Origin of the sequence: Halococcus agarilyticus, assembly GCF_000334895.1 — an archaeon.
In the GTDB taxonomy this organism is placed as follows: Archaea; Halobacteriota; Halobacteria; order Halobacteriales; family Halococcaceae; genus Halococcus; species Halococcus agarilyticus.
Genome location: NZ_BAFM01000013.1, coordinates 100,135 through 114,013, shown reverse-complemented (window position 1 = coordinate 114,013; position 13,879 = coordinate 100,135). Strand labels below are relative to the sequence as shown.

Annotated in this window: 11 protein-coding genes; 2 read left to right on the top strand and 9 right to left on the bottom strand. The window is 68.9% G+C overall.

Annotation, left to right across the window (positions count from 1 at the left end; genetic code table 11):
* Nucleotides 1-5: 5 nt before the first annotated feature.
* The 7 genes from TX76_RS11715 to mutS form a co-directional block, all read right to left on the bottom strand.
* Entirely contained in the window at nucleotides 6-1,358 is a 1,353-nt protein-coding gene (locus TX76_RS11715) for an MFS transporter (RefSeq protein WP_049902674.1), read from the bottom strand.
* A 106-nt stretch (nucleotides 1,359-1,464) separates the two neighbouring features.
* Nucleotides 1,465-1,821: a type II toxin-antitoxin system PemK/MazF family toxin gene (locus tag TX76_RS11710; protein WP_049902673.1), complete on the bottom strand. Its 357-nt coding sequence runs from the start codon at nucleotides 1,819-1,821 to the stop codon at nucleotides 1,465-1,467.
* On the bottom strand, nucleotides 1,814-2,083 hold the full coding sequence (locus TX76_RS11705; RefSeq protein WP_049902672.1) for a hypothetical protein: 270 nt from the start codon (nucleotides 2,081-2,083) through the stop codon (nucleotides 1,814-1,816). Before TX76_RS11705 ends, TX76_RS11710 begins: the two co-directional genes overlap by 8 nt.
* Before the next feature lie 99 nt (nucleotides 2,084-2,182).
* The gene (locus TX76_RS11700) at nucleotides 2,183-3,640 is read right to left on the bottom strand and encodes a dihydrolipoyl dehydrogenase family protein (protein ID WP_049902671.1); all 1,458 of its coding nucleotides are present in this window, start codon (nucleotides 3,638-3,640) and stop codon (nucleotides 2,183-2,185) included.
* A 71-nt stretch (nucleotides 3,641-3,711) separates the two neighbouring features.
* Nucleotides 3,712-4,644 carry a carbohydrate kinase family protein gene (locus TX76_RS11695; RefSeq protein ID WP_049902670.1) on the bottom strand — a complete coding sequence of 311 codons (933 nt, stop codon included), beginning with the start codon at nucleotides 4,642-4,644 and terminating at the stop codon, nucleotides 3,712-3,714.
* Between the two features lie 57 nt (nucleotides 4,645-4,701).
* A complete protein-coding gene (mutL, locus tag TX76_RS11690; RefSeq protein WP_049902669.1) occupies nucleotides 4,702-6,840 on the bottom strand; it encodes a DNA mismatch repair endonuclease MutL in 2,139 nt (712 codons plus the stop codon).
* Entirely contained in the window at nucleotides 6,837-9,536 is a 2,700-nt protein-coding gene (gene mutS / locus TX76_RS11685; protein WP_049902668.1) for a DNA mismatch repair protein MutS, read from the bottom strand. The genes mutL and mutS overlap by 4 nt, the downstream gene beginning before the upstream one ends.
* A gap of 88 nt (nucleotides 9,537-9,624) precedes the next feature.
* Between mutS and TX76_RS11680 the strand changes: the two genes are divergently transcribed.
* Together TX76_RS11680 and TX76_RS11675 are read left to right on the top strand one after the other, a co-directional pair.
* Complete coding sequence (locus TX76_RS11680) at nucleotides 9,625-10,293, top strand: DedA family protein (protein WP_049902667.1); 669 nt, start codon at nucleotides 9,625-9,627, stop codon at nucleotides 10,291-10,293.
* 73 nt (nucleotides 10,294-10,366) lie between these two features.
* Nucleotides 10,367-11,407 carry a pentapeptide repeat-containing protein gene (locus TX76_RS11675; RefSeq protein WP_049902666.1) on the top strand — a complete coding sequence of 347 codons (1,041 nt, stop codon included), beginning with the start codon at nucleotides 10,367-10,369 and terminating at the stop codon, nucleotides 11,405-11,407.
* A 16-nt stretch (nucleotides 11,408-11,423) separates the two neighbouring features.
* Here TX76_RS11675 and thiD read toward each other — a convergent pair whose 3' ends face one another.
* Nucleotides 11,424-12,788: a bifunctional hydroxymethylpyrimidine kinase/phosphomethylpyrimidine kinase gene (gene thiD, locus TX76_RS11670; RefSeq protein WP_049902665.1), complete on the bottom strand. Its 1,365-nt coding sequence runs from the start codon at nucleotides 12,786-12,788 to the stop codon at nucleotides 11,424-11,426.
* Nucleotides 12,785-13,813 (bottom strand): AIR synthase family protein, encoded by a 1,029-nt coding sequence (locus TX76_RS11665; protein WP_049902664.1) that lies wholly within the window; start codon nucleotides 13,811-13,813, stop codon nucleotides 12,785-12,787. The genes thiD and TX76_RS11665 overlap by 4 nt, the downstream gene beginning before the upstream one ends.
* Nucleotides 13,814-13,879: the final 66 nt, after the last annotated feature.

Below are 13,879 nucleotides of genomic sequence, written 5' to 3'. Positions count from 1 at the left end.
TGTAGTCAGCCACCGACGGCCGCGAACTCCTCGCCGAAGACGAGGAAGTAGCCCGTACCGAGGAGTCCAATGACCGTCGCTGCGCCGAACGCGAGCGGCGGGCTCCCGGCGAACGTGCCGACGTCTGGCACCGCCAGCCCGCCGTAGAGCACGCCGCCGAGCGCCGCGCTCGGGATCACGACGACGTTGCGAACGAGGTAGTACGAGCCGGTGACGCGACCGCCCGCCCCCTGCTCCGCCGGCCCGACGATGAGTGCCTTGTGCGCCGGCAGTCCCGCAAAGCGCAGTCCCGAGAGGGCAAACAGCGCCGCGAGCACCCCCGCATCCGGCGGCGCGGCGACGAGCAGCGCGGGAAAGACCGCGTACACCGCGAACCCGACCGCGACGACGGGTTTGAGTCCCACCCGTCGCGTGAGCTTCGCGACGGGGATCATCGTCAGGAGCGCGACCGCCATCTCGATCCCGAGGAGTACGCCGAAGTACGCCTGGGGCGAGAGATCGACGGTCCCGACGACGGGGAGCGTCGCCGAGAAACCGACGCCCAGAAACCGGGTGACGACGAGTACGAAGAAGACGTACACCATCCCGTTGGCGAACCGTACCAGGGTATCGCCGATCAGCAGCGGGCGGAGTTCCGGGGGCAGATTTCGAAGATCGTTGGCGACTTGCGAGACTCCCTCGAACGCCTTCCCGAAGTCGTCGCCAGCGGAATCGTAGAGGACGTGCTGGGCGAGCGTGCCGAGGACGGCGAAGACGACCGCGATCGCGAGAATGACGACGAATGCCTCGACCACCTGCGCGTCGGCCATCGATCCGGTGTCGGTCGCCCCGAGGATGGCGAACACCCCGGCCGCGAGCAGCGGTCCAACGAGAAACGCGGTCCGGCGGAACGTCTCAGTGCTCGCAAAGCCCTCCGCGAGCCGCGCGGGCGGTACGCTCTGTTTGACGATGGCGAACGTCGCCCCCAGCCCGAAGGACTTCCACGCCTGGGCGAAGACGAGCCCGACGAAGATCAGGGGGACAGCGAGCGCGCCGAACGCTGGCGCGACGAGCCACACCGCGAAGCCGACCGCCGAGAGCAGCCCGAAGACGGTGAGCGCGTACCGCGAGCCGATTCGATCCGAGATCGCGCCGCCGGGGTAGGGATAGACTGCGCTGATCACGTTCGAAAAGGTGCCGTAGAGTCCCACGACGAACGCACTCGCGCCGAGCGCGACCATGTACTCCCCGAGATACCGGCTCGTCATCTGGAACCCGAGGCTGAACGCGAACATCGCGACCGAGAGCACGAGCACGTCGCGTTCGAGCGCGAACAGCTCCCGTACTCGGTCGCGGACGCTCGCGGGGTCGCTCGCCATGCTTACGAATCGGTCACCTGGCGGTTAAACCTCGTCTATATACGGGTATGGGAGAGTACGGACGTTTCCTCACCCGATTCGGGCCGCGGTCGTGGGACGGGTACGTTCAGTCCAGCGCGAGTTCGATCCGCAGCGCGTCGTCGACGTCGCGCATGACCGACGCCGACAGCCGGCCGACGACGGATCGGATTCGTTCGGCGATATCGACCGTTCGGAGCTGATCGACGCGAACCGACGAATCCTGCTCGAAATCGCTCCCGGCAGCGGGAACGAGTACCTCGAAGGGATACCCGCGGTGGGTCGTCGTTGCGGGGGCGACGACGGTCGTGCTCGCGTTCCGGTTGCCGACGTCGTTCTGGACGACGACGCCTGGACGCGTCTTTCGCATCTCGTGTCCGCGCGTCGGATCGAGTTCGACGATAACGATGTCCCCGCGCCGGACGTCCGCCCCCTCCTCACTCATCGTCGCCGCTGCCCTCGATGCGAGGGGACGGACCGAGGGACTCCCACGCTTCGTCCGATGCGTGCTCCCAGTCGTCGGTGACTTCGCGTGCGGACTCGGCCGCGTCGCGGTACGCCGCCGCGAGTTCGTCCTCGTCCGGTCGGTCGGTTTCGACGTCGACGACGGCGACGGTAACGTGCTTGTTCGCGTACTCGGTGCCGAGGTACAGTCGCCCGCGGTCGTCCGCCTCCTTGGTGCGGATGTCGTCGGTCTCGATCTCCATGATGTGACCCACTATGACCCACTATCGGTTAACTCCATCGACGAGTTCGATCTCGGCACGCGCTCGATGTCTCGACGCGAGTTCGGCTGCTCCCCGACGTCACTCCAGTTCGGCGCTCGTTTCGCGGAACAACCCGTCCAGGATCTCGGGCGTCGTCGGGTGATACGCCCGGTCAGGGATCTCGCGAACGTCCATCCCACGCTCGACGATCACCTGCATCGTCTTCGCCATCACGTCGGCGTGGTAGTGGAGGCCCTGATAGCCGAGCACCGTGCCGTCCTCTTTGTCGACCACGAGGCGCGCCAACCCCTCGGGAACGTCTTTGGTCTTGAACACGCCGTCGTCCGACGCTTGGCGAGTCGCGGTCGCGACGTCGAGGCCGGCCTCTTCGGCCGTCGCTGCGGAGTGGCCCACCCGCGCGAACGGGTACACCCCGAGTCCCGAGAACATCACGTGGTGGTGGACGTTCTCGTACGCTTCGAGTTCCTCGCCGGCAGCGTGAGCGAGGATGTTTCGGCCGGCGGTGAACCCTTGCTCCTTGGCGACGTGGAGGATCGGCTCCTTGCCGTTGACGTCGCCGACGACGAAGGTCCGAGGGTCGGCTTCGGCCTGCATCGTGTCCGCGACCCACCCCGGTTCGGGCTGCATCGTCGCGTGCTCGATCGTCTCTGCACCCGTCGCCGGGTCGAGATCGAGCGCCGTGTGCTCCATCCCGAGTCCGTCGAACGCCGGCCGACGGCCCGTGAAGAGGAACAGTTCGTCGGCGTCAAGCGTTTCGTCCCGTCCGTCGCGCTCGACGTGGAGACGGACCCCGTCCCCGTGAGGTTCGACCGACTGCTCGTACGTGTTGGTCAACACCTCGATCCCGAACTCCTCGCGATAGATGTCGAGCAGCGCGTCGCCGAATTCGGGATCGGCCTCGTCGAGCGGGCGCGCGTCGTGTTCGATCACCGTGAGATCCATCCCTGCCGCCTCGCTCAGGTAGGGGATCATCTCGATCCCGACGTAGCCAAAGCCCATCACGACCCCGCTGTCGGGGAACGTCGTGCTATCGAGCACGTCCGCGCTGGTCATGTACTCGACCTCGTCGATCCCGGGGAGGTCGGGGACGTTCACGGTCGAGCCGGTGGCGATCACGACGTAGTCGGCCTCGATCGTCCGATCACCCACCGCGACCGTGTGATCGTCGACGAACCGTGCGGTCTCGTGGAGGAACTCGACGTTCTCGCGCTCGGCGAGGTCGTGGACCGCGCTCCGGCGATGGGCCGCGAAGTTCGACGTGTGCTCGTTCTTGGTTTCGACCACCGACTCGAGATCGACGTCGGGGAGCGATCCCGAGAGTCGGTGATCGTGGCGGGCCTGGAACCGGTGTGCACCGGCCGAGAGCACTTCCTTCGAGGGCATGCAGCCACGGAGGATACACAACCCGCCACCCGGCTCGCCGTCGTCGACGAGCGTGAGCTCGACGTCTTCGGAGCTTTCGTCCCGTCGCTCGACGAGTTCCTGGGCGACTGCGACTCCCGCGCTGCCGTACGCACCGACGATCACCACGTGCATACCGGCAGCACGCCCCCAGTAGGTTTAGCCGTTGTCCGTCCTGGCCGCGGAGGCACACGTTCGTCGGCGGGTCACTCCCCCATCCCGGGATCGGTCACCGACGCGGTACACCGCTCGACCTCCTCGGCGGTGATCGCCGGAACGGGGCCCGGAACGGTCCGTGCGAGCGCCTCGCTCGCGATCCCGGTCGCGAGCGCCGTGCCGGCGTCCTCGCCGGCGGCGCGGCGGGCCAGAAATCCGCCACAGAGCGCGTCGAACGCGCCGCGCTCGTCGACCGTCTCGGTCGCGGGCGGCGCGCGCTCGTGGACGGTCCGGTCGTCCCAGACCACGCTGTGCTCGTCGCGCGCGATCACCACGGTCGAGAGGTCGTGCTCGGCCGCGAGAGCGTGGGCGGTCTCGGTCGGGTTCGCGCGGTCGCCGAGCGCCGCCGCGCCCGCCTCGGCCGCGATCAGGGTGTCCACAGTGGAGAGCAGCTCCTCGACCGTCGCCGTGGACGGCTCCTCGCGACCGAGCCCGAGCACGGTTTCGGTCCCCGCATCGCCGGTCTCGGCGAGGAGAGTCGCGGCCGTGTCGGCGAGCGTCGCCGAGCGCGTCGGGAGCGTGGCGTCGACGAACACCATCCTCGGGTCGTCGACCGACGACAACGGGAGCTCCTCGGGAGTCGCCGACGTGATCGTACTCGCCGTTCGATCGTCGATGCGCGCGTTCCCGCGCGGCGGCCCCGCCCGCTCGGCGAACGCGAGCGCCTGGCGGCCCTCGTCGGCCCACCGAATCGCGGTTTCGACGCCGTGAGAGCCGAGTTCGGCGACGACGCGCCGGCCGAGCGCGTCGTTCGGGAGCTTCGAGAGCCACGCCGCGTCGCCCCCGAGCCGTGCGGCCGTCACCGCGGCGTTCGCCGCCGGGCCCGTCGCTGCGACTTCCAACTGGTCGGTGGTTTCGAGGCGCTCGTGGCGGGGCGCGGTGAGTTCGAGGACCGCCGCACCGAACGCGAGGAGGTCGGTCATCGTTTCACCATCGAAACCACCGACAATAACTATCGGGGTCGATCCTCCCGGAGCCGCTCACGTTCGCCGGCCGGCGTGCCCAGGATAATCGCGCTCGAAGCGGTCGTCGAGCTCTCCCTTCCCGACCTCGATCACGACCGGCCGGCCGTGCGGGCAGGCGTAGGGGTTCTCGCAGTCGTCGAGCGCGCGGAGCAGCTCGATCACGCTGCCCTCGGCGAGCGAGGTGTTGCCCGTGATCGAGGGGTAGCACGCGAGATCCGCGAGCAGCGCGTCGGCGTCGTGCTCGATCGACTCGCGTGGCTCCCCGTCGCCGACGAGCCCGGAGAGCGCGTCCCGGAGGCGGTCAGGATCGGCCGCGCCGTCGAGCACCGCCGGCACCGCCCGGACTTCCACCGTCCGATCGTCGGTCCGCGACGCCTCGAAGCCGAGCTCCGCGAGCGCGTCGGCGAACGATGCGAACAGCTCGGTTTCGGCCGCCGTGAGTTCGATTTCGACGGGATCGGCGAGCTGCTGGACCGACGTCTCGTTCGCGGTGCGCTCGCGGAGGCGCTCGTAGTTGATCCGCTCGTCGGCAGCGTGCTGGTCGATCAGGACGAGGCCGTCGGGCGACTCGCAGGCGATGTAGGTGTCGTGGAGCTGGCCGAGCACCCGGAGTCGCGGGAGCCGATCGAACGCGTGATCGTCCGGTACCCGATCGCCGGCGAGCGTGGTCTGTTCGGCCGTGTCGGTGAACTTCCCTGCGTCCGCCGGAGCGCGCTGTCGGTCGTCGTCATCGGCGGCGGATGGCTCGCCGTTCGGTTCGTGGGGCGCATCGTCGGCTGTTCGAGTGGTCCGGTCGGATGTCGTCGCCCCATTCTCGGCCTCCGTCGGCTCCGGCGAAGTCGCCGTGTTCGATCCACGAGTTGGGGGCTGTTCGGGCTCGGCGTCGGTGGACCCGGTCCCCGTCGTTTCGGTTCCGGAGTCGTCTCGATCCGTTCTCGTCTCGTCCGTGGTGTCGGTGGATCGAGTCCGCTCGATCGACGCAGCCTCCTCGGCTGTGTCCGGAGCCCCGCGCTCGGGTTCGATCGGGGTTTGCTCGGGTGCCGATCGACCGCGTGGTGCGCCGGAGCGGACCACACCCTCACGCATGAGTGCGCTCTCGACCGCGGTCCGGACTTGATCGCGCACGCCGTCCTCGTCGGCAAAGCGGACCTCGCGCTTTCGGGGATGGACGTTCACGTCGATCTGGTTCGCCGGCAACGAGAGGAACAGGACGGCGAAGGGGTAGCGATCCGGTGCGAGCTGGCTGCCGTAGGCCGCCACGATCGCGTCCCGGACCGCGGTCGCACTCACGTACCGGCCGTTGACGAACACCGAGCAGTACTCCGGGCTCGCGCGAGTCGTCTCGGGATGGCTGACGACTCCAGAAAGTTCGTCGAGCGGTCCGTCGGTGTCGCTTTCCTCGATCGCAGCCTCCTCCGTATCGTCGGCTTCACTCTCCGTGCGTGCGCCGATCGGCAGCATGGCCGTCGCGACGTCGCGGCCATAGACCGCCAGAACTGTCGCCTCCAGACTGCCCTGGCCGGTGGTCGAGAACACCTCGCGACCGTCGTGGGAGAGCGCGAGCGCCACCTCGGGGTTCGAGAGCGCGTAGCCCGTCGCCACCCGGTTGACGTGGGTGAACTCGGTGGCGTCCTGTTTGAGGTACTTCCGGCGCGCAGGGACGTTGTAGAAGAGGTCCTCGACCTCGACGGTGGTGCCTTCGGGGCAGCCCGCGGGCTCTACGCTCTCGATCTCGCCGCCCGCCATCCGGAGTTCGGTGCCACGGTTCGCTCCCCGAGGTTTGGTTCGGATCGTGAGCCGCGAGACTGCACCGATCGCCGCGAGCGCCTCGCCCCGAAAGCCCAGGCTCCCGACGCCGGCCTCCAGATCGTCGATGTCCGCGATCTTGCTCGTGGTGTGTTTCTCGACCGCGTGCTCGACCGCCTCGGCGCTCATCCCGTGCCCGTCGTCCGTCACGCGGATCCCGTCGGTGCCGCCCGCCTCGACCACGACCCGCACCCGCGAGGCCTCGGCGTCGAGGCTGTTCTCGACCAGTTCCTTCACCGCGGAGGCAGGGCGCTCGACCACCTCGCCCGCCGCGATACGCTCGATCGTCGCCTGGTCGAGCCGGTGGATTTCGCTCGCCGCTTCGTCGCCGTCCGCCCCGTCGCTCATTCGTCGTCCTCCGTGTCGTCGAGTCGCCGTTGCCACTCCTCGACCCGACTCATAAGGTCGATCGGCGACGTCTCGTCGATGTTCGTTTCCTGTACTGCGTCGAGCACCGATTCGGCGTCGGGATCGAGCGATCCGCCAACGGTCTCGTCCTCGGTCGTCCCCCCTTCGGGGAGTTCGTCCGCCGTCCGACCGCCGTCCGCACTCGCCGACCCACGGAACGACCCCGAGTCGAGATCGAACACGGCCTGGACCGACTCGCCCGACGACGACCCGCGCGCTTCGATCGCCTTCTCCGCCCGGAGCTTTTCGAGTACGTCCCGCGAGCGCCCGACAACTGGCTCCGGCACCCCCGCGAGATCCGCGACGTGGATGCCGTAGGACCGATCGGTCGGCCCTTCCTCGACGGTTCTGAGAAAGGTCACGTCGTCGCCGCGCTCGTCCGCCGCAACGTGGACGTTCGCCACCCGATCGAGGTATTCGGCGAGTCCGGTGAGTTCGTGGTAGTGAGTCGCAAAGAGCGTCTTCGCGCGCACCTCGTTGTGGAGATACTCGGTCGCGGCCCACGCGATCGAGATACCGTCGTAGGTCGCGGTGCCCCGACCCACCTCGTCGAGGATCACCAGCGACTCGTCGGTCGCGGAGTGGAGGATGTTCGCGAGCTCTGCCATCTCGACCATGAACGTCGAGCGCCCCTGGGCGAGCTCGTCGAGCGCGCCCACGCGGGTGTAAATGCCGTCGACCGGCGCGATCCGTGCGCTCCTCGCGGGGACGAAGCTCCCGATCTGGGCGAGCAGCGTTATCAGGGCTGTCTGGCGCATGTACGTCGACTTCCCGCTCATGTTCGGCCCCGTGACCACGAGGAACGCCCGGTCGTCGGTGAGTGCGAGGTCGTTCGGGACGAACTCGACCTCCTGTTCGACCACCGGGTGGCGACCCCCCTCGATGTCGAGGCCCGAACCCACGAGTTCGGGTCGAGTCCAGTTGTGGCTCACGGCGTGGACCGCGAGGCTCGACAGGCAGTCGCACTCGGCGAGCGCACGGCCGACGTCTTGAAGGAGCTCAGCCGCGTCCGCGACCCGCTCGCGGAGCTCGCAGAACAGCTCGTACTCCAGGTCGCTCCGGCGTTCCTCGAACCGGAACACCTCGCGCTCGCGCTCGTCGAGCTCGTCGGTGGTGTACCGGTTCGCGTTCTTCAGCGACTTGATCTGCTCGTACTCTTCGGGAACCTCGTCGGTCTCGGAGTTGCCGACCTGGATGTAGTACCCATCAGTTTTGTTCCGCCCCGTACTGAGATGGGTGATCGAGTGGCGTCGCTTCTCGCGATCGGCGAGGCCGTCGATCCAGTCGAGCGCCGCTTCGTGACCGTCGATCAGCTCGTCGAGGTCGTCGTCGTACCCCTGCTGGATGAGACCACCTTCGCGGACGCCCCCCGGTGGGTCCTCGGCGAGCGCCTCGTCGAGCGCTTCCCGAAGCTCCTCGACAGCGGCGCGGTCCGGCCGCGCGAGCACGTCGGCGATCGGCGAATTCTGGAGGTCCGGCGAGCCTTCGATGGTGTCGACGAGCCGCGGCAGCACGGCGAGCGAATCCCGCACTCGGAGCAGGTCGCGCGCGTCGGCGCTGCCCGACACTGACTTGCTCGACAGTCGTTCGACGTCGTAGGCCTCCCCGAGAGTCTCGCGGAACTCCTCGCGTGCGAGCGCCGCCGCGGCGAGCGCTTCGACGCCGTCGGCCCGCCTGGCGACCTCCTCGTGCGCCCGGATCGGCCGACAGAGCCACTCGCGGAGGAGTCGCCCGCCGGCGCTCGTCACGGTGTGGTCGATGGTGTCGAGCAGCGTCCGCCCGCCCTCACCCATCGGCTCGACGAGTTCGAGGTTGCGCTGGGTGGTCGCATCGAGCGCGACGCCCTCCTTCGACTGTGAGGGCTGGAGTCTGGTCATCGACGCGAGCGTGCCGACCCCGGTCGCGTCGACGTAATCGAGCAACCCACCGGCCGCCCGGATCGCCCCGCTCGCCCCGTCCAGACCGACGCTCGCGAGCGCTTCGGAGCCGAACTGCTCGTCGACGGTCGTGCGTGCGGTATCCGGTGCGAACGCGTCGGTGGTGTGGAGCGAGAGCGTCCCGTCGGTGCGATCGCGAAGCCGTCCGAGGAGGTCGTCATCGGTTCGCACCGCGGGACCGGGAAGGATTTCGGCGGGCGCGAACCGGTAGCACTCGGTCAGCACGTCCTCGCTACTGCCCACGATCTCGGTGGCGTGAAACCGGCCGGTGGTGACGTCCGCGAACGCGAGGCCGTAGCGGCTCTCGTCCACCTCGTCGTTTCCGCCCTCCTCGCGGACGATCGCCGCGAGATAGCGCGCCTCGCTGTCGGTGGTTTCGAGCAGCGTTCCGGGAGTAACGACCCGTTCGATCGCGCGCTCGTGGCCGCCGTCGACCTCGTACTGATCGGCAACGGCGACGCGGTAGCCGCGCTCGACGAGCGCCTTCAGGTAGGGTGTGAGTTCGGTGAGGGGGACGCCGGCCATCGGGTAGGCCGAGCCGTGCGAGGACTTCTCGGAGATCTTGAGATCGAGCTCCTCGCCGACGAACTCGGCGTCGTCGCCGAAGAACTCGTAGAAATCGCCACACTGCATCGCCAGCAGGTCGGCATCCGTTTCCTCCTTGAGCGCGAGGAACTCCCCGACGATCCCCTCTGCCATACCCTCATTCGGCGCGCCCGAGCGCTAAAACCTGTGGGTTCGGTGGGAACGTGAAAGCGTCAAAAGCGCTACCGGCGTACGGTCGGCGATGCTCGTCGGGATCCCCATCGAGGAGACGGCGACGACGCTGCTCGCTCAGTACGGCCTGCTCGCGCTGTTCGTCTTCATGTTTCTCGAAACCTCGTTGCTCTTCCCGTTCGTCCCGAGCGAACTCGTCGTTCCCGTCGCGGCCGCGGCGATCGTCGACGGCCCCGCGAGCTTCGCCGCGTTCGTGCTCGTCGTGATGGCGGGTGGGACGGCGGGGAGTCTGTTCGCGTACTACGTCTTCGATGCGGCCCACCAGCCACTCGTCGATCGCTACGGTGCGTACGTCCGGGTCTCCGAGACCGACGTCGCGCGCGCCAGGCGCTGGTTCCGCCGGTACGGCGAGTCGTCGGTGTTCTGGAGTCGACTCCTCCCGGTGGCCCGCTCGGTGATCTCGATCCCCGCCGGGATCGCCGGGATGCACGCCGGGAAGTTCGCGGCCTACTCCGGCATCGGGAGCGGGCTGTTCGCGGCCGGTGTCGCGGCGCTCGTCGTCACCGGACGGGAGGTGCTGCCGTCGCAGTTGCTTCTCGGATGGGTCACGACCGTGCTCGACCGCGCCGTTGCGTTCGCGCTCTCGAACCCCGCTCTCGCGGTCGCCGCCGGCGGCGCGGGGCTGTTCGCCGTACTGGCCACCCGGAACGCCGTCGCTGACCGCGTTTCGCACCGATGAGCAACCGGGTCGGTCGGCGTTCTCCCGTCGCCGGCTAAAAGGCCTATAACGACTCTCGGGCCAGCTTCGAACGATGTCCGAGACGCGATGTGGCTACGTCGAGGACGTGGAACTGCTCACGGACCGGGGCACGGCGTGTTGCTGGCGGCCAGTGCGTGGCGACGACGATCGCTGTTTCTGGCACGACGGCAGCCCCAAAACGCGCGAGGCGCTCGATGCCCACCGACCCGAGCCGGGTGAACGTCTCGACGGCGCTGATCTCCGCGGGGCGGACCTCGCGGGCGCGTCGTGGCTGCGCGACCGGAGCCTCGTCGGGGCGGACTTCACCGGCGCGACCCTCCGCGGAGCCGACCTCACCGGCGCGGACTGCAGGCGGGCGACGTTCGATCGGGTGGATGCCCGCCGGGCGCGCTTCGACGGTGCCGACGTGGAGGGAGCGATGTTCGACGACGTCGACCTCCGGGAGGCGAGTCTCGACCGGACGAAGCTCTACCGCGCCGGCTTCACCGACGTGCGCCTCGACCGCGGGACCGACTTCGGTGACCGGGTGATCTACGAGACCCTCGTCGACGACGCCGACGACCGGGAGACGCGGGTCGCGACGCTCGAAGCGGCGAGTTGGACCTACCGGGAGCTCCGCCGGCTGTTCGAGCGGGACGCCCTCCCGCGACGTGCGCGGACGTGCTATCTGGGCGAGAAGAGCACCCGGAGACGGGCCGCGTGGGCGCGCGGCGAGTACCTCCACGCGCTCACGCTCGAAGGCTCGCGGTGGGTGATGCGGTACGGAACCAGCCCCACGCGGGTCGTCACGAGCTCGGGCGTCGTGATGGTCTGCTCCGCGATTCTGTACCCCCTGACCGGCGGGTTGCGCGCGACCTCCGGAACCTACGCGTTCGAACAGCCGGTCAGGGACATGATCGCGGCCACGCCGCTCCAGCTCGCCCGCGTGTTCTACAACGGGCTGTACTTCAGCGTCGTCACCTTCGCCACGCTCGGTTACGGCGACATCCAACCGGTGGGGGCGGTCGCACGCGCACTCGCCGGCATCGAAGCGCTCCTCGGGTCGCTGCTGATGGCGCTGTTGCTGTTCGTGCTCACCCGGCGCGTCCGATGACGAGACGAGGGAGCGCTCAGGCGTTTCCGAGCGCGTCGAGCAGCGAAAATACGTGCTCGGTCAGCGTTTCCCGGTCCGCCGCGACGAGCTTGACGATCGCCTCTTTCCCGACTTCGCCGCGGTCGATTACGGCGACCGGCGTCGCCGACCGATCGAACGCCTGGCGCGCGCCCCACCCCATCGTCCCCTCCGCGGCTGCTTTCACCGCCTCGGGCTCCTCGCTCCGATCGTACTCCGCCACCGACCAGTCGAGATCGCCGAGTGCTGCCTCCACGTCCGTATCGAACCGGCAGTTCACGGCGAACCGGAGGTCTGGATCGAACTCGCGGGCGGCGAGCAGAAATCGGGCGACGTGACTCGACGCGCCGAAACGCACCCCGCGATTGGGGTTCACGCCCGACAGCGTCCGCGTGATCCGCCCCTCGACCGCGGCGGTCTCGCTCGGCGTCTCGGCATAGGGCGTCGCGCCGACGACGTTCATCCCGACCTCGGGAACGAGCGAGCTGACGTCGTGCTCGACCAGCGCCTCGACCACGCCCGCGACGGCCTCGGCGGTCGGCTCGCGTGCCGCACGATCTCTGAGGGCGGCGAGGTGCTGAACCGAGCCAGGCCCCTCACCGACGTCGAGCGGGTAGCGGATCGCGCGTGCTACGAACGCCAGTCCGTCCTCGACCGCTGCATCGAGCGCGTCGCCCGCCGCGAGCTGCGCGGTGATCGCGCTCGCGAGCGTACAGCCCGAACCGTGGGTCGCATCGGTCTCGACCCGTGAATGCTCGAAGATTTCGGTTCCATCGTCGGTCACGAGCACGTCCGTCGCCGTCTCGCCAGGCACGTGCCCGCCCTTCACGAGCGCCGCCTCGGCTCCCATCCCGAGCAGCACCTCGCCCGCCTCGCGCGCGCTCGCCTCGTCCTCGGGATCGATCCCGGTGAGCACCGCACACTCGTCGGCGTTCGGCGTCACCAGCGTCGCTTCGGCGATCAGGTCCTCGTAGGCGTCCTCGCCCGCGGGTTCGAGCAGCCGATCGCCCGACGCCGCCACCATCACCGGATCGACCACGAGCGGACAGTCGAGATCGCGGGCGTAGCCGGTCACGGTCTCGACTATCGGTGCTGTGGCGAGCATCCCGGTCTTGACGCCGGCGAGATCGAAATCGGCAGCGACGGTCGCGTACTGGGCGTCGATCTCGTCGGTCGGGAGGACGTGGGCCGACTCGACGCCGCGGGTGTTCTGGGCGGTCGTGGCGACGATCACGCTGGTCCCGAACGCGCCGCAGGCCTCCATCGTCTTCAGGTCGGCCTGGATCCCCGCCCCACCCCCGGAGTCGCTGCTCGCGATCGTGAGTCCGACCGGCCGCGAGACGGGGGACGGCTCGCGGGTCATTGCTCGTCCTCCAGCTTGCCCATGTACTCGTCGAAGGTGCTCCAGAACGGGTCGTGCTCGGGGTGGTCGATCGTCTCGCCGTCGACCGCGACGCCCGAGCCCTCGGTGACCACGCCGGCCTCGGCCGCCGGAATCCCCTCGTCGTCGAGCGCGTCAAGCACGCCATCGACGCCCTCGGGAGCCACCGTCAGGAGAAGGGTCCCCTCGCTGATCGCGATCCACGGATCGATGTCGAAGAACTCGCATGCCGCCTCGACGCCTGGCTGCAGCGGAACGCGATCGGTCTCGACGTCGATCTGAACCCCGCCCGCCCGCGCCAGCTCGTAGAGCCCGCCGAAGACGCCGCATTCGGTCGCGTCGTGCATCGCGGTCACCGGCCCGGCGGCGGCCGCGGTCAGCGCGTCCCGGACCGGGCTCATGTCGTCGAAGCGGTCGGTGGCGGCTGCGACCTCGTCCGCGGAGAGGTCGTCGCGCAGCAGCTCCTCGAACTGGATCGAGAGCAGGCCGGTGGCCTCGATCGCCGGTCCCTTCGTGACGAGCACGCGATCGCCTGGCCGCGCGCCGTCCGGCCGCACGAGATCGGCGGGATCGCCGACGCCCAGCACCGTTCCACCCCCCACCATCGGGTAGGTACAGCCCGCGTACCGGCCGGTGTGGCCGGTGACGACGTTCACCCCCAGGTCTTTCGCCTCGGCGTCGAACGTCTCCCACATCGTGGCGAACTCCTCGTCGGTGATCTCCGGCGGGAGGTTCAGATCGATCGAGAGATGCGTCGGCCGGATGCCCGAGACCGCGACGTCGCTCATGAGGACGTGGAAGGCGAACCACGCCGCGCGCTCGAACCCGAGCGAGGGCAGCACGAAGACGGGATCGGTCGCGGTGGCGACGACTCGATCGCCGACGTCGATCACCCCGAAGTCGACGCCGTGCTGGGGACCGAGCCGCACGTCGTCGCGGTCGGCTCCGAGACGTGGATAGATCTGCGAATCGAAGAACTCGCGGTCGACCTTGCCCAGTTCGCTCATGCCCACGATACCACCGAGTGATACTTAGCGCTGGCGCTCCCCTCGAACGCGGGATTTCGGTAGCGA

Bases quoted from the DNA above. Each gene is read 5' to 3' on its own strand.
- TX76_RS11715 (WP_049902674.1), bottom strand. From the start codon at position 1,358: ATGGCGAGCGACCCCGCGAGCGTCCGCGACCGAGTACGGGAGCTGTTC.
- TX76_RS11710 (WP_049902673.1), bottom strand. From the start codon at position 1,821: ATGAGTGAGGAGGGGGCGGACGTCCGGCGCGGGGACATCGTTATCGTC.
- TX76_RS11705 (WP_049902672.1), bottom strand. From the start codon at position 2,083: ATGGAGATCGAGACCGACGACATCCGCACCAAGGAGGCGGACGACCGC.
- TX76_RS11700 (WP_049902671.1), bottom strand. From the start codon at position 3,640: ATGCACGTGGTGATCGTCGGTGCGTACGGCAGCGCGGGAGTCGCAGTC.
- TX76_RS11695 (WP_049902670.1), bottom strand. From the start codon at position 4,644: ATGACCGACCTCCTCGCGTTCGGTGCGGCGGTCCTCGAACTCACCGCG.
- mutL (WP_049902669.1), bottom strand. From the start codon at position 6,840: ATGAGCGACGGGGCGGACGGCGACGAAGCGGCGAGCGAAATCCACCGG.
- mutS (WP_049902668.1), bottom strand. From the start codon at position 9,536: ATGGCAGAGGGGATCGTCGGGGAGTTCCTCGCGCTCAAGGAGGAAACG.
- TX76_RS11680 (WP_049902667.1), top strand. From the start codon at position 9,625: ATGCTCGTCGGGATCCCCATCGAGGAGACGGCGACGACGCTGCTCGCT.
- TX76_RS11675 (WP_049902666.1), top strand. From the start codon at position 10,367: ATGTCCGAGACGCGATGTGGCTACGTCGAGGACGTGGAACTGCTCACG.
- thiD (WP_049902665.1), bottom strand. From the start codon at position 12,788: ATGACCCGCGAGCCGTCCCCCGTCTCGCGGCCGGTCGGACTCACGATC.
- TX76_RS11665 (WP_049902664.1), bottom strand. From the start codon at position 13,813: ATGAGCGAACTGGGCAAGGTCGACCGCGAGTTCTTCGATTCGCAGATC.